Here is a 26,573-nt window from a genome sequence, read left to right as displayed (position 1 = left end):
TTTACGAAGCCGGTGCTAGCAAGGGGCGTCCGATGCCCAGGAAGCGCCCAGCATATGAACGACATCCCCGGCTCGCACGCCTTTGACGCGGCCATCGCCGCCGCCTTCGCCGGCCAGTCGCCGCGCCACGATCCGACGACGTCGATCGGCTATGTCCGGCAGATCGCCGGTGGGCAGGGCGAATTATTGCTCGATGCCGGGGCGCTGGCTGCCTTGCAGAAAGAGCGTGATGCGACGCTGGCGATGGCGGGACAGGTCGGCGGACAGGTGAAGGTTCGCGTCGGCGCGACCTGGTTGATCGCCACGATTCGCGCGCTGCGGTTGACCGGTGGACCGGACGACCCGATCGTCGCCGACGTCGACTTCCTGGGGGAGGGCGAGGAGGAACGCTTGACCGGGCGCCTGCATGGGTTTCGCCGCGGCGTCACCAGCTATCCCACCCCCGGCGCCCGCGTTTTCCCGGTGGGGGGCGGTGACCTGAACGAAATCTATGCCGCCACCGGACGCGCCGCGATCGAGATCGGCACCGTTCATCCGACCCGCGACGTGCGCGCCTCGCTCTATGTCGATGCGATGCTCGGCAAGCATTTCGCGCTGCTCGGCTCGACCGGCACCGGCAAGTCGACGGCGGCCGCGCTGATCCTCCATCGCATCTGCACGCTTGCGCCGCAGGGGCATGTGGTGATGATCGATCCGCACGGCGAATATGGCGCGGCGTTCGGAAAGGCCGGGGCGCTGTTCGACGTTTCCAACCTGCAAATGCCGTATTGGCTGATGAATTTCGACGAACATTGCGAGGTGTTCGTGACCTCGTCCGGCACGACACGACAGGTGGACGCCGACATCCTCGCCAAATGTCTGCTCGCCGCCAAGGGCAAGAGCCGCGCCGGGCAGGAGATCGCCAAGCTGACCGTCGACGCGCCGATCCCCTACCTGCTGAGCGACCTGACCCAGATCATCCAGCTGGAAATGGGCAAGATGGACCGCGCCGGCGACACGTCGCCCTATCTGCGGCTGAAAAACAAGATCGACGAGGTGCGCGCCGATCCGCGTTACGGCTTCATGTTCTCCGGCATGCTGGTCGGCGATTCGATGACGACGTTCGTGCAGCGCATCTTCCGCCTGCCCGGCGACGGCAAGCCGATCTCGATCATCGACGTGTCGGGCGTGCCCAGCGACATCACGTCGGTGGTGGTCGCGGTGCTGGCGCGGATGGTGTTCGACTTCGCGATCTGGTCCCGCGGCGAGCAGCAGCGGCCGATCCTGCTGGTCTGCGAAGAGGCGCATCGCTACGTCCCCGCCGATCCCGCGGCGCGGGGTTCGGTGGCGCAGATCCTCGGGCGGATCGCCAAGGAGGGCCGCAAATACGGCGTCGCGCTGGGGCTGGTGACGCAGCGTCCCTCGGATCTGGCGGAGGGAGTGCTGTCGCAATGCGGCACGATCATCGCGATGCGGCTCAACAACGATCGCGACCAGGCGTTTGTCCGCGCCGCGATGCCCGAAGGCGCGCGAGGGTTCCTCGACGCGTTGCCGGCGCTGCGCAACCGCGAGGCGATCGTCTGTGGCGAGGGCGTGCCGATCCCGATCCGGGTCGCGTTCGACACGCTGGAGGAAGGGCGTCGCCCCGCTTCCGACGATCCGGTCTTCTCCGAATTGTGGCGGCACACGGGCGGTGAGGAACAGATGATCGCCCGCACCGTGCAGCGTTGGCGCGCCCAGGGACGCTAGGCGCCGAGCAGCCGCAGGGTCGCGTCGTCGGGCCCGTCGAAGAACGCCATCAGCGTGTCGCGCACTTCGGCCGGTGCGCCGGCACGGTCGAACAGGGTCAGCGACGATCGCAGCTTGATCGCGTCGATCCCGCCCATGATCGCTTCAGGCGTTTGGCTACGGTGTGCCGCGAGCGCCGCGACGCAGGCCAGATAGCGTGGCCCGAGCAGCGGATGCGCGAGATAGGCCTGCGCCTCGGCCAGGTCGCGGATCGCATAATGCCGGGCGGTCGCGCTTTGCCCCAATCCGGCGATCTGCGGAAAGACGAACCACATCCAGTGGCTCTGCTTGCGACCCTGCGTCAGTTCGCGAAGGGCATCGTCATAATGGTGCGCCTGTGCGGCGACGAAGCGATCGAGATCCATCCCGTCCGAACGCCCGACGGCGGCGAGCGGATGCGGCGATCAGGAGAAGATTGCGCTCGCCGTGTCGACATACAGCAGCAGGGCGGTGGTGGCGAAGCTCGCCGCGCCGAGCAGCAACGAGCAGGCGAGCGTGGAGCGACGGGGCATGGGTTCCGCTCATGCGATCGGGGTGACCGGGACGGCGGCGCTCACCATGACGGCGGCGACGGTCAGGGCGGCGGCGATCGAGAGGAGCGACTGGCGAAGGGCGGTGAAACGGACGGTCATGATCGGATACTCCGGGACGCCGGCCGGGTGATCCGGCCGATACCAACGTGTCTGCATGGTCCGTGCCAAATGCTTTCAACGAGCTAGGCAAAGAGTATCGCAGCGGGAGTCCGGCGGAATTTACCAGGGCTCCACCGTCCCGCCGCCAAGTTGCGGCGGAAAATACTAACCGGTGATCGTGCGGGCGCGTCCTTGATCCTTCGCCCGGTACAATGCCGCGTCGGCGCGTGCCATCAACGCCGCCCGACCTTCGCCGACGCGACCTTCGGCAACCCCGGCGGAGAAGGACACCGTGCCGATCGCTTCCCCGGTCTCGCGAACACGCGGCCGGCGATCGGCGATCGTCTGACGTGCGCGCTCGATCACCAGCGCGGCGGCGTCGAGCGGGGTGTCCTCGAACAACAAGGCGAATTCCTCACCGCCATAGCGTGCGACCATCATCCCCTTCTCGCTGGCGAGCGTTTGCGCCACCATGCGGATCACGCGATCGCCGACCGCATGGCCGAAGTTGTCGTTGACGCTCTTGAAGTGATCGATGTCGCAGATCGCCACCGTCACCGGCGTGTCGCGGTGCAGCGCGGCGAACGCCTCGTCGAAGGCGCGACGATTCGGCAGATCGGTCAGTGGATCGGTGCGTGCCGATCCGCGCGCCTCGTCGAGCGCGGTACGCAATTCGTCGGATTCGCGCAGTGCCTGATCGAGCTTCGCCTCCGCGTGGTGGACGCGATCGATCATGTCGACGGTCAGTTTGGTGATCGCCTCGACGCCGGCCTCGGCTCCCATGTCGCGCATCGTGTCGGCGGACCGTTGCAAGTCGCGGCCGAAGTCATTCGCCTCGGCATGGACGATCCGCATCGTATCGTCGAAGCCATCGAGCTGGCACATCATCCGTTCGATCAGCGCCTGATGTGCATCCACGTCGCCGGTCAGCGACATATCGTCGCCGACACCGCCGGAGCCACCGCCGGACACAGGCGCACCCGCGATCGCGACGCCGCCCAGCGACCGGATATCCTGCGTGGTCAGCCGCACCCCGCCGTCGGTGATCGCGGCGACGCGTCGCGCTACCAGCCCGTCGGGGCTGGCGAGCACCTGGTAGGCGAAGGCATAATGCGCCGGATCGGGGCTGAGGTGGTGCGCGGCGAGGAACGCGCCGATGCGCGCGAACAGGCGATCGCCTCCATTCGCCTGTTCGACATCGACCGCCCTGCTCGCCATCGCCCGCCCCATATCACCCCCGAAGATGGGACAGGCGTGTAGCGGTGCAACTGCTAAGATATGATAACCGGGCGCGCTGCCTCAGCGGGTGCCCAGCCGCTGCACCGCCGCCAGCGAGCGCGTGACGTGCTCGGTCGGGTTCATGTCCGAATAGACCGATACGATTCGCCCGTCGCGACCGATGACGTAGCTGGTGCGGCTGGTCACCTGCCGTCCCTTGACCTCCTTGCCCAGCGCGACGTCGTAGCCCGCCACAACCTTCGGCCCCGCGCTGGCGACCGCGAACTTGCCCGCACACTCGCTGGACGAGAAGCGTTGCAGGTCGGCGACATTGTCCGCCGACATGCCGATCACCGTCGCCCCCGCTGCCCGGAAGGCATCGACCTTCTCGGCGAAGGCGCGCGCCTCGGCATTGCAGCCGCCCGTGAACGCCGCCGGGAAGAAGTACAGGACGACCGGGCCACGCTTCAGCTGTTCGGCGAGATGCACCCCGACCACTTTTCCCGCGATCGCGCCGCGAGTCGTGAAGTCGGGCGCCCGCGCACCGGGCGCGAGCGCGGCGACGGCGGGGGTGGAGACGGCGAAGGCGAGGACGGTGGCGAGCAAGCGGCGCATCGGGCAGTCTCCGGGTGGAACGATCACGAACGTGCCATCATAGCCGTCGCCGGCGCCCGCAGCCATCCCGGATCGTCGGGCTTCCGCAACGTGCGGCGATGGGCTAGCGCATCGGTCATGCCGTCCACTCATAAATGCGACCTCGCGATCGTCGGCGGCGGCCTGTCCGGCGCGCTGATCGCGCTGGCGGTGCGGGCGCGCCGGCCGGAGCTGGACATCCGGCTGGTCGACGCCGGCGACACGATCGGCGGCAATCATTTCTGGTCGTTCTTCGGGGCGGATCTGGACGGCGCCGAACTGGCGTTGATCGCGCCGGTGATCGCGCACGGCTGGCCCGATTACGACGTGCGTTTCCCGGGACATAAGCGGACCGTCGATCAGGCGTATTATACCGTCCGCTCGGCGATGCTCGATGCGCATGTCCGCGCCGTGTTGCCGCCGCGCGCGCTGATGACCGGCCGCCCGGTGCTGGCGTGCAGCGCGACCGCGGTGGTGCTGGCCGATGGCGACCGGCTGAGCGCGGGCGGAGTGATCGACGCACGCGGTGCGGGCGACCTGTCCGTGCTGCGCGGCGGGTGGCAGAAGTTCGTCGGGCACGAACTGCACGTGGCAGGCGGGCACGGCGTGACACGGCCGATGGTGATGGACGCGACGGTGCCGCAACTGGATGGCTATCGCTTCGTCTACCTGCTGCCCTTCACTCCCGATACGCTGCTGGTCGAGGACACGTATTACAGCGACACGCCGGCACTGGACGAGCCGGTGCTGGCGCAGCGGATCGCCGATTATGCGGCGGCGCGCGGCTGGCGCGCCACGATCGTCCACCGCGAGCGCGGCGTGTTGCCGGTGGTGAGCGGCGGCGACTTCGAGGCCTATTGGCGCTCCACCGGGCCACGCGTGGCCAAGGCCGGGGTGCGCGCCGGATTGTTCCACCCGACTACCGGCTATTCGCTGCCCGACGCGGTGCGGCTGGCCGTGCTGATCGCGCAGCAGCAGGATATGTCGGGCCTGGCGCTTCACGACCTGACTTTTCGCCACGCCGTGCGTTCGTGGCGACAACGAGGTTTTTACCGGATGCTCGATCTCATGCTGTTCAAGGCCGCCGACCCCGATCAGCGTTATCGGGTGCTGGAACGATTCTATCGCCTGTCGCCCGATCTGATCGCGCGCTTCTATGCCGCGCATTCGACGACGCTCGACAAATTGCGGGTGCTGAGCGGCAAACCGCCGGTGCCGGTCGGTCGGGCGATCGCCGCGCTGGGCGGCCGCGCATGACCCGGCGCGCAGTGGTCGTCGGTGCCGGGTTCGGCGGGCTGGCGCTGGCGATCCGGCTGCAATCGGCGGGCGTGGCGACGACGATCGTCGAGTCGCGCGACAAGCCCGGCGGCCGCGCCTATTTCTGGCAGCAAGACGGCTTCACCTTCGATGCCGGGCCGACCGTCATCACCGATCCGGCGTGCCTGGAGGAATTGTGGTCGCTGTCCGGCCAGCGGATGGCGGACGACGTCACGCTGGACCCGGTCCAGCCGTTCTATCGCCTGAACTGGCCGGACGGGACGAATTTCGACTATACCAACGACGACGCGCTGCTCCGGTCGGAGATCAACAAGCTGAACCCCGCCGACGTCGCGGGCTATGGCAAGTTCCTGGAATATGCCGCCGGCGTCTACCACGAGGGCTATGAGAAGCTGGGCACGGTCGCCTTCCTCGACTTCGCGTCGATGATCAAGGCGGCGCCGGCGCTGGCCAAATACCAGGCGTGGCGGTCGGTGTATTCGATCGTGTCGAAGTTCGTGACCGACGAGCGGCTGCGGCAGGCATTGTCGTTCCACACCCTGCTGGTCGGTGGCAACCCGATGACGACCAGCGCGATCTATGCCCTGATCCACAAGCTGGAGCGCGATGGCGGCGTGTGGTTCGCGCGCGGCGGGACCAACCGGCTGGTGGCCGGGATGGTCGCGCTGTTCGAACGGCTGGGCGGTACGCTGCGGCTGTCGGACCCGGTGACACGGATCGAGACGCTGGGCGACCGGGTGACCGCGGTGGAGACCGCCAGCGGGTGGCGCGAGCCGGTCGACATGGTCGCGGCCAACGCCGACATCATGCACGTATACCGCGACCTGCTGCCCGAATCGGGCGCGGCGCGGCGCACCGCGGCGCGGCTGGAGCGGAAGCGATACTCGCCGTCGCTGTTCGTCGTTCACTTCGGCGTGAAGGGCACGTGGCCGGGCATCCCGCATCACATGATCCTGTTCGGACCGCGCTATAAGGGCCTGCTCGACGACATCTACGAACACGGCGTGCTGAGCGAGGATTTCTCGCTGTACCTCCATCATCCGACCGTCACCGACCCCAGCCTGGCGCCGGAGGGAGATTCGACCTTCTACGTGCTCGCCCCCGTGCCGCACACGGGCAAGTTCACCGGCGACTGGGACACGGTGCGCCCGATCCTGGAGAAGCGCATCCTCGACGAGGTCGGGCGGCGGCTGATCCCGGACATCCACGACCGGATCGTCACCAAGTTCAGCTATGCGCCGACCGATTTCGCGCATGACCTGAACGCGCATCTGGGCAGCGCCTTCTCGCTGGAGCCGATCCTGACGCAGAGCGCCTATTTCCGCGTCCACAATCGCGACGATGCCATCCCGAACCTGTTCTTCGTCGGCGCGGGCACCCACCCCGGCGCGGGCATCCCGGGCGTGGTGGGCAGCGCGAAGGCGACGGCGGCGCTGATGCTGAGCTGAACCCGCCGACCCGCGCGTGGGCGGGGGAGCGCCGCAGAAGCGCGACCCCGACTCACGCGGAGGCCGGTGGTTCGATCGGAGGCATCCGGCGCGTCGACCCGTCCGCTGCGTGAGCGGCGGCGGCGGTGTCGCAGTGCCGACCGGGTATCCGCGCTCGATCGGGAGCGTGGACGGGGGTGTAGACTTGGGCTTGGGCGGGGCCGGGGGCGTGGAAGTTGACAAACTTCACGCCACACCCGCCGTGGCCATCGCGTCGGACCGGCTGCTCGGCGGGCGGACAGGCGGCGGGATCGAAGGGCTGGTCGCCATGTTGCCGATCGTCATCGCCCGAGCCGTCGTCGCCACGGCCATCGTCGGCAGCGTCCAGTTCGTGGTCATCCCGGTCGCTGTCGTCGCGGCCTTCGTCGTCGCGGTCTTCGTCGTCCCGGTCACCGTCGTCCGCATCGTCGTCGTCCGGATCGTCGTCGTCTTGTTCGAAGCCGTACTCCCCGGCGACGGCATCCGCTTCGAACGCGTCATCGTTGTCGAGCCAGTCGGCATCGCGTTGTGGCGGAACCTCGCCGCTGGCCAGCCATGCCGCATCCTCCATCACGCCGCGTAGCGCACGCCCGAGCCGCTGCGCCTTATCGCCGCCGGCGTGGTGCGGCGTGCGGTCGCGCCAGGCACCATAGCGGCAGGGATCGCGGTAGCGGAGCAGGAACATGGTGAGCTTCTCGTCATAGCGACGGCGCTCGCCGATCTGTTCGCCCTTGTAGAAGATCGGGGTGGCGGTGCCATGCAGCGCCCGGCCGAGCGCCGCGTCGGCGAGCCGCGAGATGCCGTGATCGAGCGCGAGATCCCATGCCTGACGGAAGCTGTATGCGCCGGGATGGCGGCGCAGCGCATAGGCCGCCTCACGCGACATGCCGACGTGCCGCGCCGCCTCCTCGACGCAGGCGGTGGCGGCGAGCGCCTCGATAAAGGCGACCTGCCGTGTCGGTGTCCAGCCATCGTGGCGCGGCCGAAGCCGGGCGGGGGTGAAAACGGGGGCGGAGCCGGCGGGCCTGGGTGTGCGGTCGGTCATGCCGGGGAGGGAGGCATAAGTTGGAGGATGTAGGACAGCGGCGTCGACATGTGACAACCTTCTGTCCATCTTCAGGCCATGGAAGCCGTCAGCTGTTCCGAAGCGCGCGAGAACCTGAAATCGATGATCGACGAGGTCGTCGCCGACCGTGCGCCGCTGGCGATCACGCGCCAGCGTGGCGAGGGTGCGGTGCTGGTTTCCGCAAGCGAATGGGCGTCGATCGAGGAAACGCTGTACCTGCTGCGCCCGCCGAAGAATGCCGAACGGCTGCTGGAGGTCGTGCGCGGGTTCGGGGCGGGCGAAGAGGGCTGCCCTTTCCGTCAAGGTGACGTTCTGGCCGGCGGCGTGGGAAGATTATCGTCGCTGGCAGGAACATGACGCAAAGCTGACCGACAAGGCCGATGCGTTGATCGACGGATGGCGGCGACATCCTTTCAAGGGGACCGGCAAGCCCGAGCCACCGGGCGGGAACCCGACCGGCTGGTGGTCGCGGCGGATCAGTTATGAGCACCGGTTGGTCTATCGGATCGCCGGAAGTGGTGCCGGGCAGGTGTTGCAGGTCGCCCAATGCCGCTATCATTATTGAGCAGCATGGCGCGGTGCTATATTGATATAGCAGGAGGTGACGATGCTGGCACTTAGACTAAGCGGTGAAGCAGAACGACGGTTGCAGGCGCTTGCCGAGCGCACCGGGCGAACCAAGACTTTCTACGCGTGCGCGGCGATTGATGCCTATCTTGACGATATAGAGGATTTCTATCTCGCCGAGGAGCGGAACAAGCAAATCCTGGCAGAAGATGCTATTCCTCTCAATGCGTTGAAGGCCAAGCTTGGCCTGGATGATTGAGCTTGTCCCTGCCGCAGCGAGCGAGGTGACCGCGCTTGGGCCGCAGGTCGCTACGCAGATCGTGCGAGCGCTCGAAGAACGGATCGCTGCCAGCGACGATCCGCGCAGCCGGGGCGCCATGCTGGCCGGCGAGCATGAAGGCTATCGGCAATGGCGCATCGGCGACCATCGCGTGGTCGGACGGATCGAGGAGGAGCGGGTGACCGTGCTGATCGTGCGCATGGCGCATCGGCGCGAGGTCTACCGGTAAGCGGCTCCCGACCTGCGCCGCCACCGATTCACGAAGCCCGGGCGATTCTCGCCGTGTCCCCGGGATAGTCGATGCCCGAGCGCTGCGCCGGCCCTTGCGGCGATAAAGGTTCCGATCCCCGACCGGGCGGGCGGATGCCCATGTGGCGGCCCGGCGATCCCGTGGCCGGCGAAGGGCCACCGGGATCGCCGGAATCACCTCACTCCGCGGCCGGCAGATATACCTCGCCGCCCTTTTCGCGGAACCGCTCGCTCATCCGCGCCATGCCCGCCTCTGCCTCTTCGGCCGCGACGAACGTTTCCACCGGCGCGTTCTGCTTCGCCGCGAAGTCGCGGACTTCCTGCGTGATCTTCATCGAGCAGAACTTCGGCCCGCACATCGAGCAGAAATGCGCGGTCTTGGCGCCTTCTGCAGGAAGCGTCTGGTCGTGATACGATTCTGCCGTGTCGGGATCGAGCGACAGGTTGAACTGGTCGCGCCAGCGGAATTCGAAGCGGGCGCGGCTGAGCGCGTCGTCGCGCATCTTCGCCGCCGGGTGACCCTTGGCGAGATCGGCGGCGTGGGCGGCCAGCTTGTAGGTGACGACGCCGACCTTCACGTCGTCACGGTCGGGCAGGCCCAGATGCTCCTTGGGGGTGACGTAGCAGAGCATCGCGGTGCCGTACCAACCGATCATCGCCGCGCCGATGCCGCTGGTGATGTGGTCGTAACCGGGCGCGATGTCGGTGGTGAGCGGCCCGAGCGTGTAGAACGGCGCTTCGCCGCACGCCTCCAGCTGCTTTTCCATGTTCTGCTTGATCTTGTGCATCGGCACGTGGCCGGGGCCTTCGATCATGACCTGCACGTCCTGCGCCCAGGCGCGGTGGGTCAGCTCGCCCAGCGTATAAAGTTCGGCGAACTGCGCCTCGTCATTGGCGTCGGCGATGCTGCCGGGCCGCAAGCCGTCGCCGAGCGAATAGGCGATGTCATATGCCTTCATGATCTCTGTGATTTCGTCGAAACGTTCGTAGAGGAACGATTCCCGGTGATGGCTGAGGCACCATTTGGCCATGATGCTGCCGCCGCGCGAGACGATGCCGGTGACGCGCCTGGCGGTCATCGGGATATAGGGCAGGCGGACGCCGGCGTGGATCGTGAAGTAATCGACGCCCTGTTCGGCCTGTTCGATCAACGTGTCGCGGAAGATCTCCCACGTCAGTTCCTCGGCGATGCCGCCGACCTTTTCCAGCGCCTGATAGATCGGCACCGTGCCGATCGGCACCGGGGAGTTGCGGATGATCCATTCGCGGGTGTCGTGGATGTTGCGGCCGGTCGAGAGGTCCATGACCGTATCCGCGCCCCAACGGATCGACCAGACCAGCTTGTCGACCTCCGCCGCGACGTTGCTGGCGACCGCGCTGTTGCCGATGTTGGCGTTGATCTTCACCAGGAAGTTGCGGCCGATCGCCATCGGTTCGGATTCGGGATGGTTGATGTTGTTGGGGATGATCGCGCGGCCGCGCGCGATTTCGTCGCGGACGAACTCCGGCGTGACGAAATCCGGGATCTCCGCGCCGAAGCTCTCGCCGTCGCGGACGTATTCGCGGAGCATTTCGCGTCCGAGATTCTCGCGCGTGGCGACATATTCCATCTCCGGCGTGATGATGCCGCGCCGGGCGTAATGCATCTGGCTGACGTTCGCGCCGGCCTTTGCGCGCAATGGGCGGCGGTTGACGTTGGGGAACGGCTGCACGCCGCCGGAACGGTCTGGCCCGAGCTGTCCATTGTCCTCCGGCCGAAGCTCGCGCGCATCATACGCCTCGACATCGCCGCGCGCCATGATCCAGTCGCGACGCAGTGGCGACAGGCCGGCCATGATGTCGATCCGCGCCGTGGGATCGGTGTAGGGGCCGGACGTGTCGTAGACGTTGAGCGGCGGTTCCCCGCACGACGGATCGAGGTCGATCGCGCGCATCGCCACGCCCAGCGGACCGACGTGGATCTTGCGGGAGCCGCGGATCGCGCCGGTGGTGACGCCGATTTCGGTACGGGCGGGAACGTCGGCCATGGGTCTTCTCTCCTTTACGGGAGGAAGACGGATGTCCAGGGACGCCGCTCCACTCCCTACGCCGGTGTCAACCGGATCAGGTTCTGCGGGTCGAGAGCTGCGGCCCTCCTCTCAACCGCGGCATCGGCGGTCCCCCGGGGAAGCCGTCGGTATAGGCGCATGCCGCGGTGCCACCAACAGAAAAAGGGCGCCGCGCCCGATCGTGCGCGACGCCCCTTTCGGCCGAATGTCGGCCCGGTTAGATCGGGGTGGAGAACGCGCCGCTGGTGCGCAGCGCCGCGATCGAATTGTTGGTGCCCGCCGGGAAGAACCCGCCGCTGAGCCCGGCGGTGTTGCGGAGGTAGACGATGTTATGGACCTGCGCCGACGTACGGCTGAACGCGATGCCGTTGGCGTCGGTGGGGACGAGGTTGGCGTCGCCCGTGCCATCGGCATTGGCCGAGATGCCCTGATCCAGATCCTGACGGTTGGTCGCGGTGGCGGTGGGCGTACCGTCCAGCGAGTCGCGCGCGTCGGAGATCTTGTTGGCCGCCACGCGTGCGGTGGTGCCGCGACGGTAGAGCTCGGTACGGATCAGGCCGGCGTGATATGCCTCCGCCGCCAGAATGCCGGCCGCCGCCTCCAGATACACCGCGCTGGTGATGAGCGGCGATGCGCCCTTGTAGGCGTTCACGCCGACATCCTCGAACAGGAAGGCGGCGAGCAGGAAGCTGTCGTCGTTCTCATACGGATCGAACGTGCCGGTGGTGGCGTCGACCAGCCCGGCCGCGCGTGCCGCCGCGGTGAAGGCGCCAGTGGCCCCGCCGTCGATGTTGAGCGCGGGCTGCGCGATCACCAGCGACGGGTTGGCGGCGGTGATGACCGCGCGCAACGCGTTGACGTGCGCGATCTCGTCCGCCGCGATTTCGCGTGCGTAGCTGGCGATGATCGGGTCGCGGAATTCGACGCGCCGCCCGCCGGAGACGTCGCCGCGCGTGCCGACCGCACCGGTCAGGCTGGCATCGGGAAGGCGACGCCCGAACGCCGCCATCGAGTAGAATTGCGCTTCGAGATATTCGAGGTTCAGCGCCAGTTGCAGCACGCCGATGTCGGTCGCCACCCCGGTGGCGGTCGGCGTGGGCGTGGGAGACGGCGTCGGCGCGGGATCGTCGTCGTCATCGTCGCCGCCGCACGCGGAAAGCAGCGCGAGGCCGCCGACCGCGGCGGTGCCGGCACCGGCGAGCTTGAGGAAGCGGCGACGCTCGGCACGGCGTGCATCCGCCAGTTCGAGCGCGGCGAAAATCGAGTCCTTGATCATGGCATCATTCCCTTATGCGGGGCTGTTGGAACGCAGGCGGTGACGGGCGAGGGGCGATGTGCCCCCGCACGCGTCAGGCGGATGCCGCGCTCGTCTTGATGTTGCCGTTGACCCCGGCCGGGAAGAAGCCACCGCTGCTGACCGCCGCCGCGTTGAGGTAGACGATGTTGAGCACCTGCCCCGGCGAACGGCTGAAGGCGATGCCGTTCTCGTTCAGGGGCACGATGTTCGAAGCGTTGCCGTCGGCCGTGCTGGTCGCCGCGACGCCCTGATCGTCGTTCGGGGCGATGCCGCGAACCGCATCGACCGTCGGACGGCCATCGAGCGCATCGCGCGCGCGGGAGATCGCGGCGGTCGCCTCGATCAGCTGCGATGCCGGCGTCTCGATACCCTTGCGATACAGCACGCTGCGGACGATCGCGGCGTGATAGGCCTCGACCGCCAGGATGCCGGCTGCGGCTTCGAGGTAGATCTTGTTGTTGATGAGCGCGGGGGCCGCGCCCTTGTAGGCGGTGACGCCCACGTCCTCGAAGATGTACGCCCCGAGCAGGAACGATTCGGCCGACGCATAGGGATCGAAGCTCTCCCCATCCTTGACCAGCCCCGCGGCGCGCGCCGCGGTGCTGAACGCGCCGCCCGGCGCGATGCCCAGATCCATCGCGGGCTGCGCCAGCCGCGTATTGTCGGTGAACTGGCTGCGCAGGAAGCGGACGTGCGCCAGTTCGTCCTGGTAGATTTCCTTGGCATAGGCCGCGACGAGCGGATCCCTGAAGTCCACCGCGCGCCCGCCGGTGGCCGCACCCGCGGTGCCGATCGCGCCGCTGGTGTCCGCGGTGGCGAGCGCCGAACCGGTCACCGCGAAGGCGTAGAAATTGGCTTCGAGATATTCCAGGTTCAGCGCGAAGTTCAGCACGTCCGCCTCGGTGAAGACCGCGGTCGGCGTGGGGGAAGGCGTGGTTTGCGCGCGCGCGGTGCCCGCCAGTGCGGCGGCTCCGGCGGCGGCGCCCAATGCCCCGGTGAAGAAGGCGCGGCGTGAATCGCGGCGACGCACACGTGCATCGAGCGTTTCGATCAGCTGCTCGCTATCCGTCATGGCAGGCTCATCCCTCATGTTTGTTTTCGCGCCGACCACTGGCATAACCCGGCAGCAAGCGTGGCAGATACGGCGGTATAACGAGAAGGATGCGCGGATTGGCGAATATTCTTTGCGGCATGAACGGATGACCGTCGCCGATACAGATCGCGACGAGGCGCGGGCGGCGCTGGTCCGGGCATTGCTCCACACCGCGCTGGAGGATCGCGCCGCGTTCCGGCAACTTTATGCGATGACCTCCGCGAAGCTGTTCGGCATCTGCCTGCGTATCTGCGGCGAGCGGCAGGCGGCGGAGGATGTGTTGCAGGACGTCTATGTCCAGGTGTGGCGGCGCGCGGGCGCGTTCGAGCCGGGGCGGGCCAGCCCGATCACCTGGCTGGCGACGATCGCGCGCAACCGGGCGCTCGACTGGCGGCGCGCGCACGCTCGCGCACCGTTCGCGGGCGGGGCGGCGATGCCCGAGATCGCCGATCCCGCGACCGGTGCGGAACAGGGATTGCTGGACGCGGACGAGGGAGCGCGGCTGCGCGCCTGTCTGGAACAGCTGGAGGTGCGGCAGCGCCACGCGATCCGCACCGCTTTCTATGAGGGCGTGACCTATGCCGAACTGGCGCTGCGCGAGGCGGTGCCGCTGGCGACGATGAAGAGCATGGTGCGCCGCGCCCTGATCCGCTTGCGGGGGTGCCTGTCCGATGACGCCTGACGATCGTGCGCTCGCCGCCGAGCTGGTGCTCGGGTTGCTCGACGACAGCGAGCATGCCGCCGCCCGCGCACGGCTGCTTTCCGATCGCGGCTTCGCGGTGGAGGTCGCTTACTGGCAGGCGTGGCTGATGCCGCTGGCGCACGACGTGCGCGACGAAGCGCCGCCCGCGTCGCTGGAGCCGAAAATCATGGCCGCGATCGACGGCGGCGTGCCGGGCGCTGCACGGCGCGGGCGCTGGCGCGCGCTGGCGTTCGCGGCGGCGGCGCTGGCGGCGGCGGTGGTCGCGTTGCTGCTGGGGCCGCTGCACGCGCCTTCACCCGTGCCGCCGCCCACGCCGGCGACGATGACGAGCGCGCCGTTGCTGGCGGCGCTGGCGGTACCGGACGGTCAGCAGGCGGCGGGACGTATCGCGTTGGCGGCGGTGGTCGAACCGGAGGCGGGGGTGGTGCGCGTGTCGGCGATCGGCGCGCTGCCGTCGCGGCGCGATGCCGAGCTATGGGCGATCGGCGCCGATAGCGTCGCTCCGGTATCGCTGGGGCTGCTGGCCGCGAACGGATCGACGCGCGTCGTGGTGCCGGCGGCGGCGCGGCGCCTGTTGCGTGCGGGCACGACGCTGGCGGTGTCGGTCGAGCCGGTCGGGGGATCGCGCACCGGCGCGCCGACCGGGCCGGTGGTGGCGGCAGGGGCGATCGCCGCCGGGTGAGTGGCAGGCCGCTGACGGAGGGAAGCGGCCGGCGATGGTGTGCCCGCGATGCCGTTGGGGCAGGCGGGTCCATGGCGCGTCGGGGTCGGGCGGTACGCGTCTTTTCAAGGTGTGATGCCGGGACGTTCGAGCGACCGGCGCGCTTCGGCTCTCGCCCGGGTGGATATACGGCCGGGTCGCCGTTGTCCGTTATCGACCCGTCGCCGCAGAGACGCGGCGTCGGACGGGGCGGTGCCCCGCCGGCCGGTCCCGGAGGCGTCCCCGCCCGTTTGCGGGACCGCCTGCTGCGACTAGAACGTGTAACCGACGCCCAGGGCGGCCAGCCACTGGTTGCGCGAACCGGCAAGCGATACGACGGGCGTGTCGCCGAAATCGTTCAGCATCTTCTTGTAGGTGATGCCGCCGATCGCCTTCCAGCCCTTCAGCAGGTTGCCGGTCAGCGAGTAGGTGCCGGCGATGCCCGCGGTCCAATGCTTCCACCCGCCGCGCGTGCGGAACTGCGGCAGGCCGCTGGCCAGCGACTGTGCGGCATCGACATCGAAATAGGTGCGCGCGAAGCCGCGATCGACGCGCTCCGCAGACGCGAACAGCCCGACACCCGCCTTCAGGCTGAGCGGCGTGAAGTAATTGACCGATGGCGACCAGATGCCGCTCTTGTGCACGCCGCCGATGTCGTGGCGGTAGCTGAGCGAGGCGGAAAGCTTGTCATACGGGCTGGTGAGGACGCCGGTCTTGCCGAGGCCGACATAGCCGCCCAGTTCGAACGCGGTGTCGCGCTCGCCCAGCGCGCGGACGCGACGATCGTCGATCGCCTTGTTGTTGGTGCGGTTGAAGTTGATGACGCCGACCGGACCGGCCTGCACGTCCCAGGTCGGGCCGCCGGCGTTCGGGATCAGGTCCACGGAAGCGCGGTTGCCGATGATCTGGAACGCGAAATTGTGGAACGATCCGATCGCCGCCGGGCCGGGAACGAGGCGGTAATCGTCCGACCCCTCGTAATCCGGGAGGTAGGCGGCGGCGATCGCGACGGTGGCGGTGTCGCCGACCAGCGCCGGATCGGGAGTCGGATTGGGCTCCGCAGGCACCGACGCGGTCTGCGCCAAAGCCGGAAGAGCAACGAGAGTGAGCGCGGCAACGACGGTCGAACGAAGCGCGGTGCGGGTGACGGACACGTAGATTCCCCTTTGATACGGGCGTGCAACCGTCTGGCGGCTGTTTCGCTCCGTCTCCGGGGGATCAGAGCATGTAACGCATCTTCACCTGTTGCTCTTCGGCATCACTGGCGAGCGTGAAGCGCGCCGAGTCGAAACGCGGCGGGCCGAACCGGATCGCGGGATTGCGCGAGAAGCCGAATCCTTCCTTGGGGATGCCGGCGAACGTGTCCAGTTTGGCATTGCCGTTCTCGTCGTGGATCACCGCCACGGCATAGGCACCGCGCGGCAGGGCGGCGAACCGCACGCTGTGCTGCCCGGCGGGCACCGACCGCTTCACCGCGTCGCCATCGTCGACGCAGCGGGGGAAATTGGCCGGATCAGCGGTGAGGCAGATGCGGATCATCCCCTTGGCCGAGCGCAGGTTGGCGATGTCCACGTCCAGCGACCCCACCGGCGCCGCGCCGATCAACGGCACCGCCAGCAACGCCAGCGCCACCGCGCCCAGCCGCTTGCGCATGGGCGCGCGCGAAGTCGCCGAGCCCGGCGTCGGTGCCGCACAGACGGTCCCAGAAACGAAAGTAGAGGCCATAGTTACATCCATAGCGTTCGTGGTGCCGCTGGTGATGGCTGGCCGTTATCAACCAGTTGCCCAACTTTCCGCCCCACATGAACCGCGGGAAGATCTCCCAGCCCATGTGGTTGGTGACCCCCATAACCGTCATGATCGTCAGCACCATCCCCAGTGCGGCGACATGGATCGGAATCACGAGCACCAGTAGCGGAATGGCCACAGCACCGGTCAGTGCCTCGATCGGGTGGAAGGCCATCGCCGCCCATGCCGTCGGCGGGCGGCTGGCATGATGGACGGCATGCGCCATGCGGAACACGCGCGGGCGGTGCATCCAGCGATGCGTCCAATAGAACCACGTATCGTGCGCGACGAGGTACAGCAGCACCGACGCCGGCAGGTACCACAGCGGAAAAGCGTGGACGTCCGAGTAGATGCGCGTCCAGCCGCGGTTCTGCCAGCCCCATGCGAGGATGCCGGCGGGCACGCCGTAGATGAAGGCGGAGGCGAGGCTCCACATGATCTCGCGGCGGATCTGCGGGTCCAGCCCGGCGTAAAGCTGCGGATGGCGCAGCCGGGTGGCGAGCGCGAACCCGCCGCTGGCGGCGAGGTAGCGGACCCCGACGATGACGCTCATCGCCAGCGCGGACAACAGGATAGCGATCGCGACGGACATATAATGCCTTCTAGCGCACCGGCGCGGCGGGCGATAGGCAGGGGCATGCCCGTCCGACCCGCCGACATCGCGCTCGCCCACCGCCTCGCCGACGCCGCCGGCGCGGTGATCCGCCCGTATTTCCGCCAGCCCGCCGGTTTGGAAATGAAGGCCGACCGCTCCCCCGTGACCCGCGCCGACCGCGAGGCGGAGGCGGCGATGCGCCGGCTGCTCGATGCCGAATGCCCCGGCGACGGCGTGGTCGGCGAGGAACATGGCGTGAAGGACGGCGTGACCGGGCGGCAATGGGTGCTGGACCCGATCGACGGCACGCGCAGCTTCACCGCCGGCCGCGCGATCTTCGGCACGCTGATCGCGCTGGTCGAGGATGGCTGGCCGGTGCTGGGGATCATCGACCAGCCGGTGCAGCGCGAACGCTGGACCGGGGTGGCGGGACGCCCGACGCTGCTGAACGACGTGCCCGCGCGGACACGGACCTGCGCCGCGCTGGACGGGGCGATCATCGCCACGACCAGCCCGCATCTGTTCGAGGACGCGGACGTGCCGCACTTCATGGCGCTGGTCACCGCGGCCAGCGGCGGTGCGCCACGGCAGGGGCCGGTCTATGGCGGCGATTGCTACAATTACGGGCTGCTGGCGAGCGGCCACCTGGATATCGTCTGCGAATCGGGGCTGCAATTGTATGATTTCGCGGCACTCGCGCCGATCGTCGAGGGTGCTGGCGGGCGGATGTGCGACTGGAACGGCGATCCGCTGACCGCCGCCAGCGCCGGCCACGTGCTGGCGATCGGCGACCCGGCGCGCACCGACGACGTGCTGGAGGCGCTACGCAACGCCCACGCGCACGATCACTGAGGAGCGGAGTTCGCGGCGGGGGGCGGGGCGAAGGCGGACAGCGTAAAGCGATCGATGTCGATCCAGCCGCCGGCCCGTGTCGCGGGATTGTAGCAGGACAGGGCGAATTGCACGCCCTGGAACGTGCCCGTCCGCCAGTCGAACACCAGCGGCACATCGCCGCCGAGCGGCGTGAAGCGACGGCCGTCCTCGCTATAGGACAACGTGGCGAACCCGGCGGGGAAGTCCATGTCGGTGCGCAGCCACAATCGATGCGCCTTTACCGGTCGCCCCGGCTCCCGCACCTCGACGTGCGGACCGTCGGCGCGATCCTCCGTCACGCGCATCGTCAGGGTGCGGCGGCCGGCTTGTCCCCCGACCACCGACAGTTGCGCGGCGAACTTCCCGAACGTGCCGAAGCCGCAGACGTCGCCGGGGCGCAGGCCGCGCGTGTCGACCACCACCTCCCCGCGGGCGCGCGGTGCCTGGCCCTTCTGCAACAAGGTGTTGCGTGCCCACCATAATTGATCGCCCGGCGCGGCGTGGAGGCGCAGCCAGCCGGGACGCCGGGTCAGCGACCAGCGGCGATCGAGCGGATCGTGGTTCCACTGCCATTGGCGGCCCAGCACCGGCGTGCCGAACTCGTCCGACGCAGGCGGCGCGCGCAGAGCCGCACCCGGGATCGGCTTTCGCGCGACATCCGGAACCCGCCCGGGTGCGTCGGGGGTGCCCCACACCGGCCAGTCGTCCCGCCAGAACACCGGGCTGATGTTGGTCACGCGCCCGATCGCGCCGGCATCGCGCATGACGAATCCGTACCAGCCGCCGCCCGGCAGATCGACCAGCGCCCCCTGATGCCCGCCGGTGGTATCGTCGATCTGCGCCCGCGTTTCCCACGGCCCGGCCAGTGCGCGCGCCCGCGAGACGGTGAGCGCGAGCCGGCCGGGGATGGCATTGAAGAGATAGTAGAAACCGGCGCGCTTGATGATCTTCGATCCCTCCGCGCCCTTGTTGTAATGGATGACGCGCGACGCGGTGATCCGCGCGACGCCGCGATCGAGGGTGTGGAGCGTGATCGTCCCGTCGCTGCCGATCGACGTGGCCAGATAGGCGGTGCCGTCGTCGTCGAAGAACAGCGCCGGATCGAAGGCGGCACGATCCAGCGTGACGTACGTCCACGGGCCCTTCGGATCGCGCGCGCGGTAGACGCGGGTGTGCTGCCCGACCGGCGTCACAGCGACGTAGAAGGTTCCGTCGCGATACCGCAGGCTGGGGGCGTAGATGCCGTGGCGGTACGATCCGCCGTGCCGGGCGTCGAACGGCGGCTCTCCGTCGAGCCGCGGGATCAGATGCGACACGATGTCCCAATTCACCAGATCGCGCGAGTGAAGCAGCGTGAGTCCGGGAACGTTGGCGAAGGTGGTGCTGGCGAAATAGAAGTCCGCGCCGACGCGGATGATGTCCGGATCCGGGTAGTCCGCGTTGAGCGGGGGATTGGCGTAAGTGCCGTCGCCCCGGTCGCTTTGCCATACCTGCGCCGACGCGGCGGCGGTCACGCCCGTGAGCGCCGTGACGGCGATGTGGACCAGGCGTCGCAGCGGCGGGATCGTCAAAGGCTGCATCGGTGAATTCCCCACAAACGATTTCACGTAACGTCGTGAATTGACTGGCTCCGCGCGCCCGTGAAACAACATGGCACCCCTGAAAGATACTGTGGCCGTACTGCCACACCGTCGCGCAACAAGATGTAAAATCGCGGGAAAGCGCCGGGATATGCGACCATGACGCGATTGACAGTGCCGATGCCGCCGGTAGCGATAACAGCAATAAAGTCAGAAACTTGAAGACAACGGCGACATGCCGTGCCGCAGGAGGGGTTGATGAAGGGAAGTCAAGTCATGGGCGTGCTCGCACGCTCGTCGTCGGTCTGGGCGCTGGCGGTTGCCGCAGCGGTACCGGGCCTTGCCGCCGCGCAGACGGGAGGCGCCACCGCCACCGAAAGCCCGACCAACGCGCAGCCGGCCGATGCCGGCGCACCGCAGGCCGATACGGCGAGCGCGGACGACATCGTCGTCACCGGCGTTCGCGCCAGCCTTGACCGTGCGATCGCGATCAAGCGCGAATCCGCGGGCGTCGTCGACGCGATCAGCGCCGAGGACATCGGCAAGTTCCCCGACACCAACCTCGCGGAATCGTTGCAGCGCATCACCGGCGTGTCGATCAACCGCGTGAACGGCGAAGGTTCGCAGGTGTCGGTGCGCGGCTTCTCCGGCGGGTTCAATCTCGTCACGATCAACGGCCGGCAGCTGCCCGCCACCAACATCGATACCAGCGGCGGCAATTTGTTCGCGCGCGGCGCGGGGCGTTCGTTCGATTTCCAGAACATCGCGTCGGAAGGCGTCAGCGGGCTGGAGGTCTACAAGACCGGGCGCGCGGCGGTGCCGTCGGGTGGCATCGGCGCAGCGATCAACATCAGCACGCGCAAGCCGCTGGATTCGCGTGAAGGCGGCGTGACCGGATCGATCGGCGGCAAGGCGCTGTACGACACGTCGGTGGAAAAGTCGGAGGACTCCAAGCACCGTGTCACTCCCGAACTGTCGGGGCTGCTGAACTATGCCAACGAAGCCGGCACGTTCGGTGCCGCAGTGTTCGGCAGCTACCAGCTGCGGTATTCGGCGTCGGCGCAGTCGAACCCGAATTACTGGAACGTCATCCCGACCGCGGACTTCTTCAATCCCGGCACCTTCATCAACACGCAGACGGTGATCCAGAACCGCCCGACCGCGCCATACGTGCTGGTGCCCAACGACAGCCGCTACCAATTCTCCGAAAACCGTCGTGAGCGCATCAACTTCCAGGGCGTGTTGCAATTCAAGCCGACCGACACGCTGGAATTCACCGTCGACAGCCTGTTCGCGCAGAACCGCCTGCGCGAGCAGCGCAGCGAGCAGACGAACTGGTTCAACCGGCCGTTCAGCGAAGTCCGTTTCGACGACAACCCCAACATGGCGACCGCGACGTTCCTGCGCGATTACCTGCCGACCAGCCCGAAGGACGAAGGCTTCGAGCAGCAGCAGGCCGCCACCAAGGCACGGCTGGGGTCGGTCGGCCTGAATGCGAAGTGGGAGTTCATCCCCAACGTCACGTTGACGGTCGACGGGCATCACTCGGTGTCGACGTCGTCGCCCGACAATCCCAACGGCAGCACCGCGACGACGGTGGCGCTGGGCGCGCCGGTGATCCAGGGTCATTCGCTCGATTTCAGCACCGGCTTCCCGCAGCAGGCGCAGTCGATCAACGATTGCTATCGGGCCGATCCGACCGCTGCGCCCAAGGGCAATTGCAACGGCGTGCTGGATATCGGCGATCTGGGTTCGGCCCCGGCGCGCACGATCATCTCGCGCCAGACGCAGCGGATCGACCAGATCCAGGCGCGACTGGGCTGGGACCTGGGCGGCGGCAGCCGCGTCGACGCCGGCTTCAACTATACCGATTCCAAGATGCGGTCGACGCAGACCCAGACCCAGCAGACGCTGGGCGACTGGGGCCTGCAGAACCCAGGGATCATCCAGCAACTGGCGCCCGAGCTGGTCCAGCAATATTGCCTGACCTGCAAGTTCGACCATTTCGACCCGGCTTCGACGGGATCGTCGCTGATCGCGTTCCGCGGCAATGCGATCGACCTCTACAATGTGCTGAGCCCCTATTACTCCGGGCTGGGTTCGCCCCCCGCCCCGTCGGCCCCGGCGGACGATACCGTGCGCGAGAATATCTGGGCGGTGTTCGGCCAGTTCACGTGGAACGGCGAGGTTGCCGGCAAGCCCGCGAACCTGGTGATCGGCGCGCGCTACGAGCAGACGCGCGTCCGGTCGGACGCGTTGCAGACCTATAACAACATCGTCTGGACCGCCGACAACGACTTCCGCGGCGATTCGAGCGGCATCTTCGAAGCGCGACGGCAGCGCGGCAATTACGAGAACCTGCTGCCGGCGGTCGATTTCAGCATCGAGCCGATCACCAACGTAAAGGCGCGCGTGTCGTTCAGCCGCACGCTGGCCCGCCCCGATTACGGCAATCTGTTCGCGACCGAATCCGCAGGGGCACCGGGCCGTCCAACCGCGCTTGGCGGGATTCCGACCGGCAGCAAGGGCAACGCGAACCTGTTGCCGCTGCTGTCGGACAATTTCGACGTGTCGCTGGAATGGTATTACAAGCCGTCCAGCTTCGTTTCGATCGGCTTCTTCGACAAGCGCGTCGCCAACTTCCTGGGCACCGGCATCGTCAACCAGAACCTGTTCGGGTTGCGCGATCCCAGCTCGGGCGCGGCGGGTTCGCGATCGGGCACCGCGGCGGCGTTCCTGCGCACCAACGGCTACGACCAGAGCGACGTCAACCTGTTCACCTATACCGCGTTGCTGGTGCAGAACGGCGGCAATCAGGCCGCGGCGACGACGCAGTTCAACGCCAATTACGTCGCCGGGCGCGGGCTTCAGCAGACGTTCGTCGACACCATCCTGTCGCAGGTCGACGTGTCCGCCGACCCGAACGACCCGCTGTTCAACTTCTCCGTCTCGCAGCCGATCAACAATCGCGAGGGGAAGATCCACGGCTTCGAACTGGCGTGGACGAACTTCTTCGGGAACACCGGTTTCGGCTTCGCCGGGTCGTTCACCAAGGTCAGCGGGGACGTGAACGTCGATCCCTATGCCGATCCGACGGTGAACATCTTCGCGCTGACCGGGCTGGGCAACAGCGCGAATGCCACCGCGATCTACGACAAGAACGGCATTTCGGCCCGCGTGGCGTACAATTGGCGCGACAAATACCTGGCGGCGACCAACCAGGGCGGCAACCGCAACCCGTTGTTCGTGGCCCCGTTCGGAACGCTGGACGTCAACGTCAGCTATGACGTGAACGACCGGATCGCGGTGACGCTGGAAGGAATCAACCTGACCAGCGAGAGCGTGCAGACCTATGGCCGCACGAAGCGGAACCTGGTGTTCGCACAGGAGCTGAAGCCGCGCATCCTGCTGGGCGCGCGCTACCGCTTCTGACCGGCGCGACGATCCGGTAGACAGTGGAGGGCCATCGCTTGCGGTGGCCCTTTGCGTTTGGAAGAATGATCCGATGACCTTCGTCCCGCTCGACAATGTCGATCATGCCGCGCTGACCGTCGTCGTCCGCGCCGGTGCCGCGTTCGGCGATCATGCCAATCTGCTGCCGATCATGCCCGCCGAGTTCGAGGAGGCGCAACGCGACCTGCCGATCGTGTTCCGGCGCGGCGACGCCGGCATTCGCGCCTTCGTGCTGCTGGGGCTGGACCGCGGCGAGAACCTGTTCGTCGAGGGCGATCGCTGGACGACCCGCTACGTACCGGCGGTGCAGCGGCGTGGACCGTTCGCGCTGGCGATGTCGGCGCGTGGCGAGGAGGTGGTGCAGGTCGACCTGGACGATCCGCGGGTCGGTGCGGCGGGCGGGTTGCCGCTGTTCCGCGACCATGGCGGCGATGCGCCGTATCTGGAGCATGTCACCGCCGCGTTGCGCGTGCTGCGCGACGGGGAGGCGAGCGCGGGAGCGATCCACGCCGATCTGGCGGCGGCGGGGCTGCTGCGGGACGTGACGCTGCGCATCGATCTGGGCGATGCCGGCGGGTATGAGATCAGCGACGTGATGACGATCGATCAGGCGGCGCTGGCCGCGCTGTCGGGTGAGGTGCTGGGGCGGCTGCACGGCAACGGGCTGCTGCGCGCCGCGACGATGGCGGCGGCATCGCTGGGCAATATCGAGCGGCTGATCGAACTGAAATCGCTGCGGGTGGCAGGGTGAGCGCCGCGATCACCGACGTGCGGGTGCGCGAGATCGCCGCGGACGATCCGACGGCGCGCGATCTTGCCGCGCTGGTCGCGGGCGGGCAGCCGGTGGTGGTGCGCGGACTGGTCGCCGGCTGGCCGCTGGTGGCGGCGGGGCAAGCGGGGCCGCAGGCGGCTGTGGATTACCTGCTGCGCTTCTATAACGGGCGGCCGGGCGCAGGATATACGGCGGCGGCGGATCGTGGCGGGCGCTATTTCTACGACGAGACGCTGACCCGGCTCGACTTCGATGCCGAGCGCGTGGCGCTGGACGATTATCTGGCGCGGATGCTCGCCGCGACCGGGGAGGATGGCGCGCCGTCCTTCTATATCGGCTCGACCGACCTCGACCAGTTCTTCCCCGGCCTCACCACGGCGAACCCGCTGGCGCGCGCCGATGCTGCGCGCGTGTTGCGCAGCATCTGGATCGGCACGCGCACGACCGCGCAGGCGCATTACGACATGGCGAACAACATCGCCTGCTGCGCGGTCGGCCGGCGGCGGTTCACGTTGTTCCCGCCCGATCAGGTCGCGCATCTCTATCCCGGCCCCCTGGAGCCGACGCCCGGCGGGCAAGTGGTGTCGCTGGTCGATTTCCGTGCGCCCGACCTGGCGCGCTTCCCCGATTTCGTAAAGGCGGTGGCGGCGGCGCAGGTGGCCGAACTGGGGCCGGGGGATGCGGTGGTCTATCCCGCGCTGTGGTGGCACCATGTCGAGGCGCTGGACGCGTTCAACGTGCTGGTGAATTACTGGTGGAACGACGCGCCGGCCTTCATGGACACGCCGATGAACACACTGCTCCACGCGCTGCTGAGCCTGCGCGACCGGCCGGCGGCGGAGAAGGACGCCTGGCGCGCGATGTTCGATTATTACGTGTTCGGTGAGGCCGGGCGGGCGGCGGCGCATCTGCCGGTTGCGGCGCGCGGCCCGCTCGCCCCGCTGGATGAGGTGGCCGCGCGGCGGTTGCGCGCCGAATTGTTGAGGAAGCTGAACCGATGACGGCTGTGCGGCGGGTGGTGATCGCGGGCGGTGGCACCGCGGGGTGGCTGGCGGCGGCGATGCTGACCAAGCAACTCGGCGCGATGGTGGCGGTGACGCTGGTCGAATCGGAGGAGATCGGCACGGTCGGCGTCGGCGAATCGACCATTCCCACGGTACGCGCCTTCCACGAGCTGATCGGGGTGGACGAGCGCGACTTCGTGCGGGCGACCGGGGCCAGTTACAAGCTGGGCATTTCGTTCGAGGGATGGACGCGCCCGGACGAACATTATCTCCATTCGTTCGGGAAGCTGGGGCAATCGACGTGGATGGCCGACTTCCACCATTTCTGGCTGGAGGCGCGCGCGCAGGGGCGGGCGGGCGAACTGGGCACCTATTGCGTCGAGCATGAAGCGGCGCGCGCGGAGCGGTTCGCGGGCGGCGCGGAGGCGGGGCTGAACTACGCCTATCACTTCGATGCGGCGCGTTATGCCCGATATCTCCGTGAGCGGTGCGAGGCGGACGGGCTGCGCCGTATCGAGGGGAAGATCGCGCGCGTCGAACGCGATGGCGATAGCGGCGGCATCGCCGCGCTGGTGATGGAGGACGGGACGCGCGTCGAGGGCGACCTGTTCCTCGATTGCACCGGGTTCCGGGCGCTGTTGATCGGGGAGACGCTGGACGTCGGTTATGAGGATTGGGGGCAGTGGCTGGCCACCGACCGCGCGATCGCGGTGCAGACCACCGCCACCGCGCCGGCGGTGCCGTACACGCGCGCGATCGCGCATGAAGCGGGATGGCAGTGGCGCATCCCGCTGCAACACCGCGTCGGCAACGGCATCGTCTATGCCAGCGCCTATCTGTCCGACGACGAGGCGCGCGCGCGCTTGCTGGGCAACGTGGCGGGCGAGACGTTGATCGAGCCGCGCGTGATCCGGTTCCGCACCGGGCGGCGGGTGAAGGCGTGGGAGCGGAACTGCATCGCATTGTCGCTGGCGGGCGGATTCGTCGAGCCGCTGGAATCGACCAGCATCCACCTGATCATGATCGCGCTGACGCGGCTGTTGCAGCTATTCCCGTTCGACGGGGTGAGCGCGGCGGCGGCGGCGCGCTTCAACGACATGGCACGGCGCGAGATCGAGGGCGTGCGCGACTTCATCATCCTGCACTACACGCTGAACCAACGCGACGAGCCGTTCTGGCAACGGATGCGCGACATGCCGCTGCCCGACACGCTGGTCGAACGGATCGCGCTGTTCCGGGAGAGCGCGCAGGCGTTTCAGGCGAGCGACGAATTGTTCACCGTCACATCGTGGGTGCAGGTGATGCTGGGGCAGAAGCTGGAACCGGCCGGGCATAACCGGGTGGCGCGGATGATGCCGCCGGGACGATTGGAACAGACGCTGGCGCATCTCGCGGGGCAGGTGACCGGCGCGGTGCGCGGGTTGCCGCTGCATCAGGCGTATCTCGACCAGGTGTGACGCCGCCGCGCGCCGCTACGTGCGGGGTGCCAGCGCGGGATGTGCCAGCACGGG

25 protein-coding genes and 1 riboswitch are annotated in these 26,573 nt (G+C 68.0%); of the genes, 14 read left to right on the top strand and 11 right to left on the bottom strand.

Annotated elements, in window-relative coordinates:
* The first annotated feature begins 54 nt into the window (after positions 1 to 54).
* Entirely contained in the window at positions 55 to 1,728 is a 1,674-nt protein-coding gene (locus ASE95_RS06765; protein ID WP_056633663.1) for an ATP-binding protein, read from the top strand.
* Here ASE95_RS06765 and ASE95_RS06760 read toward each other — a convergent pair.
* The 3 genes from ASE95_RS06760 to ASE95_RS06750 form a co-directional block, all read right to left on the bottom strand.
* On the bottom strand, positions 1,725 to 2,132 hold the full coding sequence (locus ASE95_RS06760) for a DUF1810 domain-containing protein (protein WP_056633661.1): 408 nt from the start codon (positions 2,130 to 2,132) through the stop codon (positions 1,725 to 1,727). The genes ASE95_RS06765 and ASE95_RS06760 overlap by 4 nt on opposite strands.
* A gap of 432 nt (positions 2,133 to 2,564) precedes the next feature.
* Positions 2,565 to 3,617 (bottom strand): sensor domain-containing diguanylate cyclase, encoded by a 1,053-nt coding sequence (locus ASE95_RS06755; RefSeq protein WP_082450065.1) that lies wholly within the window; start codon positions 3,615 to 3,617, stop codon positions 2,565 to 2,567.
* A gap of 81 nt (positions 3,618 to 3,698) precedes the next feature.
* A complete protein-coding gene (locus tag ASE95_RS06750; RefSeq protein ID WP_056635795.1) occupies positions 3,699 to 4,232 on the bottom strand; it encodes a peroxiredoxin in 534 nt (177 codons plus the stop codon).
* Between the two features lie 117 nt (positions 4,233 to 4,349).
* Here ASE95_RS06750 and crtY point away from each other — a divergent pair, with 117 nt between their 5' ends.
* On the top strand, positions 4,350 to 5,507 hold the full coding sequence (gene crtY, locus ASE95_RS06745; RefSeq protein WP_056633656.1) for a lycopene beta-cyclase CrtY: 1,158 nt from the start codon (positions 4,350 to 4,352) through the stop codon (positions 5,505 to 5,507).
* A complete protein-coding gene (locus ASE95_RS06740; protein ID WP_056633653.1) occupies positions 5,504 to 6,976 on the top strand; it encodes a phytoene desaturase in 1,473 nt (490 codons plus the stop codon). The genes crtY and ASE95_RS06740 overlap by 4 nt, the downstream gene beginning before the upstream one ends.
* A 52-nt stretch (positions 6,977 to 7,028) precedes the next feature.
* Here the strand turns inward: ASE95_RS06740 and ASE95_RS18240 are convergent, their stop codons facing one another.
* The gene (locus ASE95_RS18240) at positions 7,029 to 8,039 is read right to left on the bottom strand and encodes a hypothetical protein (protein ID WP_056633651.1); all 1,011 of its coding nucleotides are present in this window, start codon (positions 8,037 to 8,039) and stop codon (positions 7,029 to 7,031) included.
* Positions 8,040 to 8,117: 78 nt separating this feature from the next.
* On the opposite strand from ASE95_RS18240, the gene ASE95_RS06730 reads away from it, so the two are divergent.
* The 4 genes from ASE95_RS06730 to ASE95_RS06715 are packed head-to-tail and all read left to right on the top strand — an operon-like array spanning position 8,118 to position 9,136.
* The gene (locus ASE95_RS06730; protein WP_056633648.1) at positions 8,118 to 8,417 is read left to right on the top strand and encodes a type II toxin-antitoxin system Phd/YefM family antitoxin; all 300 of its coding nucleotides are present in this window, start codon (positions 8,118 to 8,120) and stop codon (positions 8,415 to 8,417) included.
* Complete coding sequence (locus tag ASE95_RS06725; RefSeq protein ID WP_056633642.1) at positions 8,365 to 8,625, top strand: Txe/YoeB family addiction module toxin; 261 nt, start codon at positions 8,365 to 8,367, stop codon at positions 8,623 to 8,625. Before ASE95_RS06730 ends, ASE95_RS06725 begins: the two co-directional genes overlap by 53 nt.
* Positions 8,626 to 8,667: 42 nt before the next feature.
* Complete coding sequence (relB, locus tag ASE95_RS06720; protein WP_056633639.1) at positions 8,668 to 8,886, top strand: type II toxin-antitoxin system RelB family antitoxin; 219 nt, start codon at positions 8,668 to 8,670, stop codon at positions 8,884 to 8,886.
* On the top strand, positions 8,879 to 9,136 hold the full coding sequence (locus tag ASE95_RS06715; RefSeq protein WP_082449991.1) for a type II toxin-antitoxin system RelE family toxin: 258 nt from the start codon (positions 8,879 to 8,881) through the stop codon (positions 9,134 to 9,136). The genes relB and ASE95_RS06715 overlap by 8 nt, the downstream gene beginning before the upstream one ends.
* A gap of 199 nt (positions 9,137 to 9,335) precedes the next feature.
* Here the strand turns inward: ASE95_RS06715 and thiC are convergent, their stop codons facing one another.
* From thiC to ASE95_RS06700, 3 genes are all read right to left on the bottom strand, one after another.
* Positions 9,336 to 11,183, bottom strand: coding sequence for a phosphomethylpyrimidine synthase ThiC (gene thiC / locus ASE95_RS06710; protein WP_056633633.1), 1,848 nt, complete (start codon positions 11,181 to 11,183; stop codon positions 9,336 to 9,338).
* Positions 11,184 to 11,219: 36 nt separating this feature from the next.
* Positions 11,220 to 11,330: riboswitch (TPP riboswitch) on the bottom strand.
* 91 nt (positions 11,331 to 11,421) lie between these two features.
* A complete protein-coding gene (locus tag ASE95_RS06705) occupies positions 11,422 to 12,480 on the bottom strand; it encodes a ferritin-like domain-containing protein (RefSeq protein WP_056633630.1) in 1,059 nt (352 codons plus the stop codon).
* Between the two features lie 73 nt (positions 12,481 to 12,553).
* Positions 12,554 to 13,573, bottom strand: a complete 1,020-nt coding sequence (locus ASE95_RS06700) for a ferritin-like domain-containing protein (RefSeq protein WP_056633627.1) — start codon at positions 13,571 to 13,573, stop codon at positions 12,554 to 12,556.
* Between the two features lie 127 nt (positions 13,574 to 13,700).
* On the opposite strand from ASE95_RS06700, the gene ASE95_RS06695 reads away from it, so the two are divergent.
* Complete coding sequence (locus tag ASE95_RS06695; protein ID WP_056635791.1) at positions 13,701 to 14,276, top strand: sigma-70 family RNA polymerase sigma factor; 576 nt, start codon at positions 13,701 to 13,703, stop codon at positions 14,274 to 14,276.
* On the top strand, positions 14,266 to 14,979 hold the full coding sequence (locus tag ASE95_RS06690) for an anti-sigma factor (RefSeq protein ID WP_056633624.1): 714 nt from the start codon (positions 14,266 to 14,268) through the stop codon (positions 14,977 to 14,979). The genes ASE95_RS06695 and ASE95_RS06690 overlap by 11 nt, the downstream gene beginning before the upstream one ends.
* A gap of 290 nt (positions 14,980 to 15,269) precedes the next feature.
* On the opposite strand, the gene ASE95_RS06685 is transcribed toward ASE95_RS06690, so the two are convergent.
* From ASE95_RS06685 to ASE95_RS06675, 3 genes are all read right to left on the bottom strand, one after another.
* The gene (locus tag ASE95_RS06685) at positions 15,270 to 16,151 is read right to left on the bottom strand and encodes a MipA/OmpV family protein (RefSeq protein WP_056633622.1); all 882 of its coding nucleotides are present in this window, start codon (positions 16,149 to 16,151) and stop codon (positions 15,270 to 15,272) included.
* 64 nt (positions 16,152 to 16,215) lie between these two features.
* Complete coding sequence (locus ASE95_RS06680; RefSeq protein WP_235528223.1) at positions 16,216 to 16,569, bottom strand: DUF2141 domain-containing protein; 354 nt, start codon at positions 16,567 to 16,569, stop codon at positions 16,216 to 16,218.
* On the bottom strand, positions 16,511 to 17,377 hold the full coding sequence (locus ASE95_RS06675) for a sterol desaturase family protein (protein WP_056633618.1): 867 nt from the start codon (positions 17,375 to 17,377) through the stop codon (positions 16,511 to 16,513). The genes ASE95_RS06680 and ASE95_RS06675 overlap by 59 nt, the downstream gene beginning before the upstream one ends.
* A gap of 45 nt (positions 17,378 to 17,422) precedes the next feature.
* On the opposite strand from ASE95_RS06675, the gene ASE95_RS06670 reads away from it, so the two are divergent.
* Positions 17,423 to 18,232, top strand: a complete 810-nt coding sequence (locus ASE95_RS06670; RefSeq protein WP_056633615.1) for an inositol monophosphatase family protein — start codon at positions 17,423 to 17,425, stop codon at positions 18,230 to 18,232.
* On the opposite strand, the gene ASE95_RS06665 is transcribed toward ASE95_RS06670, so the two are convergent.
* Complete coding sequence (locus ASE95_RS06665) at positions 18,226 to 19,833, bottom strand: glycoside hydrolase family 43 protein (RefSeq protein WP_056633612.1); 1,608 nt, start codon at positions 19,831 to 19,833, stop codon at positions 18,226 to 18,228. The genes ASE95_RS06670 and ASE95_RS06665 overlap by 7 nt on opposite strands.
* 258 nt (positions 19,834 to 20,091) lie before the next feature.
* Between ASE95_RS06665 and ASE95_RS06660 the strand changes: the two genes are divergently transcribed.
* From ASE95_RS06660 to ASE95_RS06645, 4 genes are all read left to right on the top strand, one after another.
* Complete coding sequence (locus tag ASE95_RS06660) at positions 20,092 to 23,265, top strand: TonB-dependent receptor (protein ID WP_082449990.1); 3,174 nt, start codon at positions 20,092 to 20,094, stop codon at positions 23,263 to 23,265.
* A 73-nt stretch (positions 23,266 to 23,338) separates the two neighbouring features.
* Positions 23,339 to 24,037 (top strand): SapC family protein, encoded by a 699-nt coding sequence (locus ASE95_RS06655; RefSeq protein ID WP_056633606.1) that lies wholly within the window; start codon positions 23,339 to 23,341, stop codon positions 24,035 to 24,037.
* A gap of 8 nt (positions 24,038 to 24,045) precedes the next feature.
* Positions 24,046 to 25,059, top strand: a complete 1,014-nt coding sequence (locus tag ASE95_RS06650) for a cupin-like domain-containing protein (RefSeq protein WP_056635784.1) — start codon at positions 24,046 to 24,048, stop codon at positions 25,057 to 25,059.
* A complete protein-coding gene (locus ASE95_RS06645; RefSeq protein WP_056633603.1) occupies positions 25,056 to 26,519 on the top strand; it encodes a tryptophan halogenase family protein in 1,464 nt (487 codons plus the stop codon). Before ASE95_RS06650 ends, ASE95_RS06645 begins: the two co-directional genes overlap by 4 nt.
* Positions 26,520 to 26,573 lie beyond the last annotated feature (54 nt).

It is taken from the genome of Sphingomonas sp. Leaf231 (genome assembly GCF_001421995.1).
Lineage (GTDB): Bacteria > Pseudomonadota > Alphaproteobacteria > Sphingomonadales > Sphingomonadaceae > Sphingomonas.
The sequence above is the reverse complement of the archived record's forward strand: the minus strand, read 5'-3'. Positions and strand labels throughout refer to the sequence as shown.

Coding starts and splice junctions, on each gene's coding strand:
- ASE95_RS06740 (WP_056633653.1), top strand. CDS start 5,504: ATGACCCGGCGCGCAGTGGTCGTCGGTGCCGGGTTCGGCGGGCTGGCG.
- ASE95_RS06705 (WP_056633630.1), bottom strand. CDS start 12,480: ATGATCAAGGACTCGATTTTCGCCGCGCTCGAACTGGCGGATGCACGC.
- ASE95_RS06665 (WP_056633612.1), bottom strand. CDS start 19,833: ATGCAGCCTTTGACGATCCCGCCGCTGCGACGCCTGGTCCACATCGCC.
- ASE95_RS06755 (WP_082450065.1), bottom strand. CDS start 3,617: ATGGCGAGCAGGGCGGTCGATGTCGAACAGGCGAATGGAGGCGATCGC.
- ASE95_RS06645 (WP_056633603.1), top strand. CDS start 25,056: ATGACGGCTGTGCGGCGGGTGGTGATCGCGGGCGGTGGCACCGCGGGG.
- ASE95_RS06700 (WP_056633627.1), bottom strand. CDS start 13,573: ATGACGGATAGCGAGCAGCTGATCGAAACGCTCGATGCACGTGTGCGT.
- ASE95_RS06655 (WP_056633606.1), top strand. CDS start 23,339: ATGACCTTCGTCCCGCTCGACAATGTCGATCATGCCGCGCTGACCGTC.
- thiC (WP_056633633.1), bottom strand. CDS start 11,183: ATGGCCGACGTTCCCGCCCGTACCGAAATCGGCGTCACCACCGGCGCG.
- crtY (WP_056633656.1), top strand. CDS start 4,350: ATGCCGTCCACTCATAAATGCGACCTCGCGATCGTCGGCGGCGGCCTG.
- ASE95_RS06695 (WP_056635791.1), top strand. CDS start 13,701: ATGACCGTCGCCGATACAGATCGCGACGAGGCGCGGGCGGCGCTGGTC.
- ASE95_RS06760 (WP_056633661.1), bottom strand. CDS start 2,132: ATGGATCTCGATCGCTTCGTCGCCGCACAGGCGCACCATTATGACGAT.
- relB (WP_056633639.1), top strand. CDS start 8,668: ATGCTGGCACTTAGACTAAGCGGTGAAGCAGAACGACGGTTGCAGGCG.
- ASE95_RS06670 (WP_056633615.1), top strand. CDS start 17,423: ATGCCCGTCCGACCCGCCGACATCGCGCTCGCCCACCGCCTCGCCGAC.
- ASE95_RS06715 (WP_082449991.1), top strand. CDS start 8,879: ATGATTGAGCTTGTCCCTGCCGCAGCGAGCGAGGTGACCGCGCTTGGG.
- ASE95_RS06690 (WP_056633624.1), top strand. CDS start 14,266: ATGACGCCTGACGATCGTGCGCTCGCCGCCGAGCTGGTGCTCGGGTTG.
- ASE95_RS06765 (WP_056633663.1), top strand. CDS start 55: ATGAACGACATCCCCGGCTCGCACGCCTTTGACGCGGCCATCGCCGCC.
- ASE95_RS18240 (WP_056633651.1), bottom strand. CDS start 8,039: ATGACCGACCGCACACCCAGGCCCGCCGGCTCCGCCCCCGTTTTCACC.
- ASE95_RS06675 (WP_056633618.1), bottom strand. CDS start 17,377: ATGTCCGTCGCGATCGCTATCCTGTTGTCCGCGCTGGCGATGAGCGTC.
- ASE95_RS06750 (WP_056635795.1), bottom strand. CDS start 4,232: ATGCGCCGCTTGCTCGCCACCGTCCTCGCCTTCGCCGTCTCCACCCCC.
- ASE95_RS06730 (WP_056633648.1), top strand. CDS start 8,118: ATGGAAGCCGTCAGCTGTTCCGAAGCGCGCGAGAACCTGAAATCGATG.
- ASE95_RS06660 (WP_082449990.1), top strand. CDS start 20,092: ATGAAGGGAAGTCAAGTCATGGGCGTGCTCGCACGCTCGTCGTCGGTC.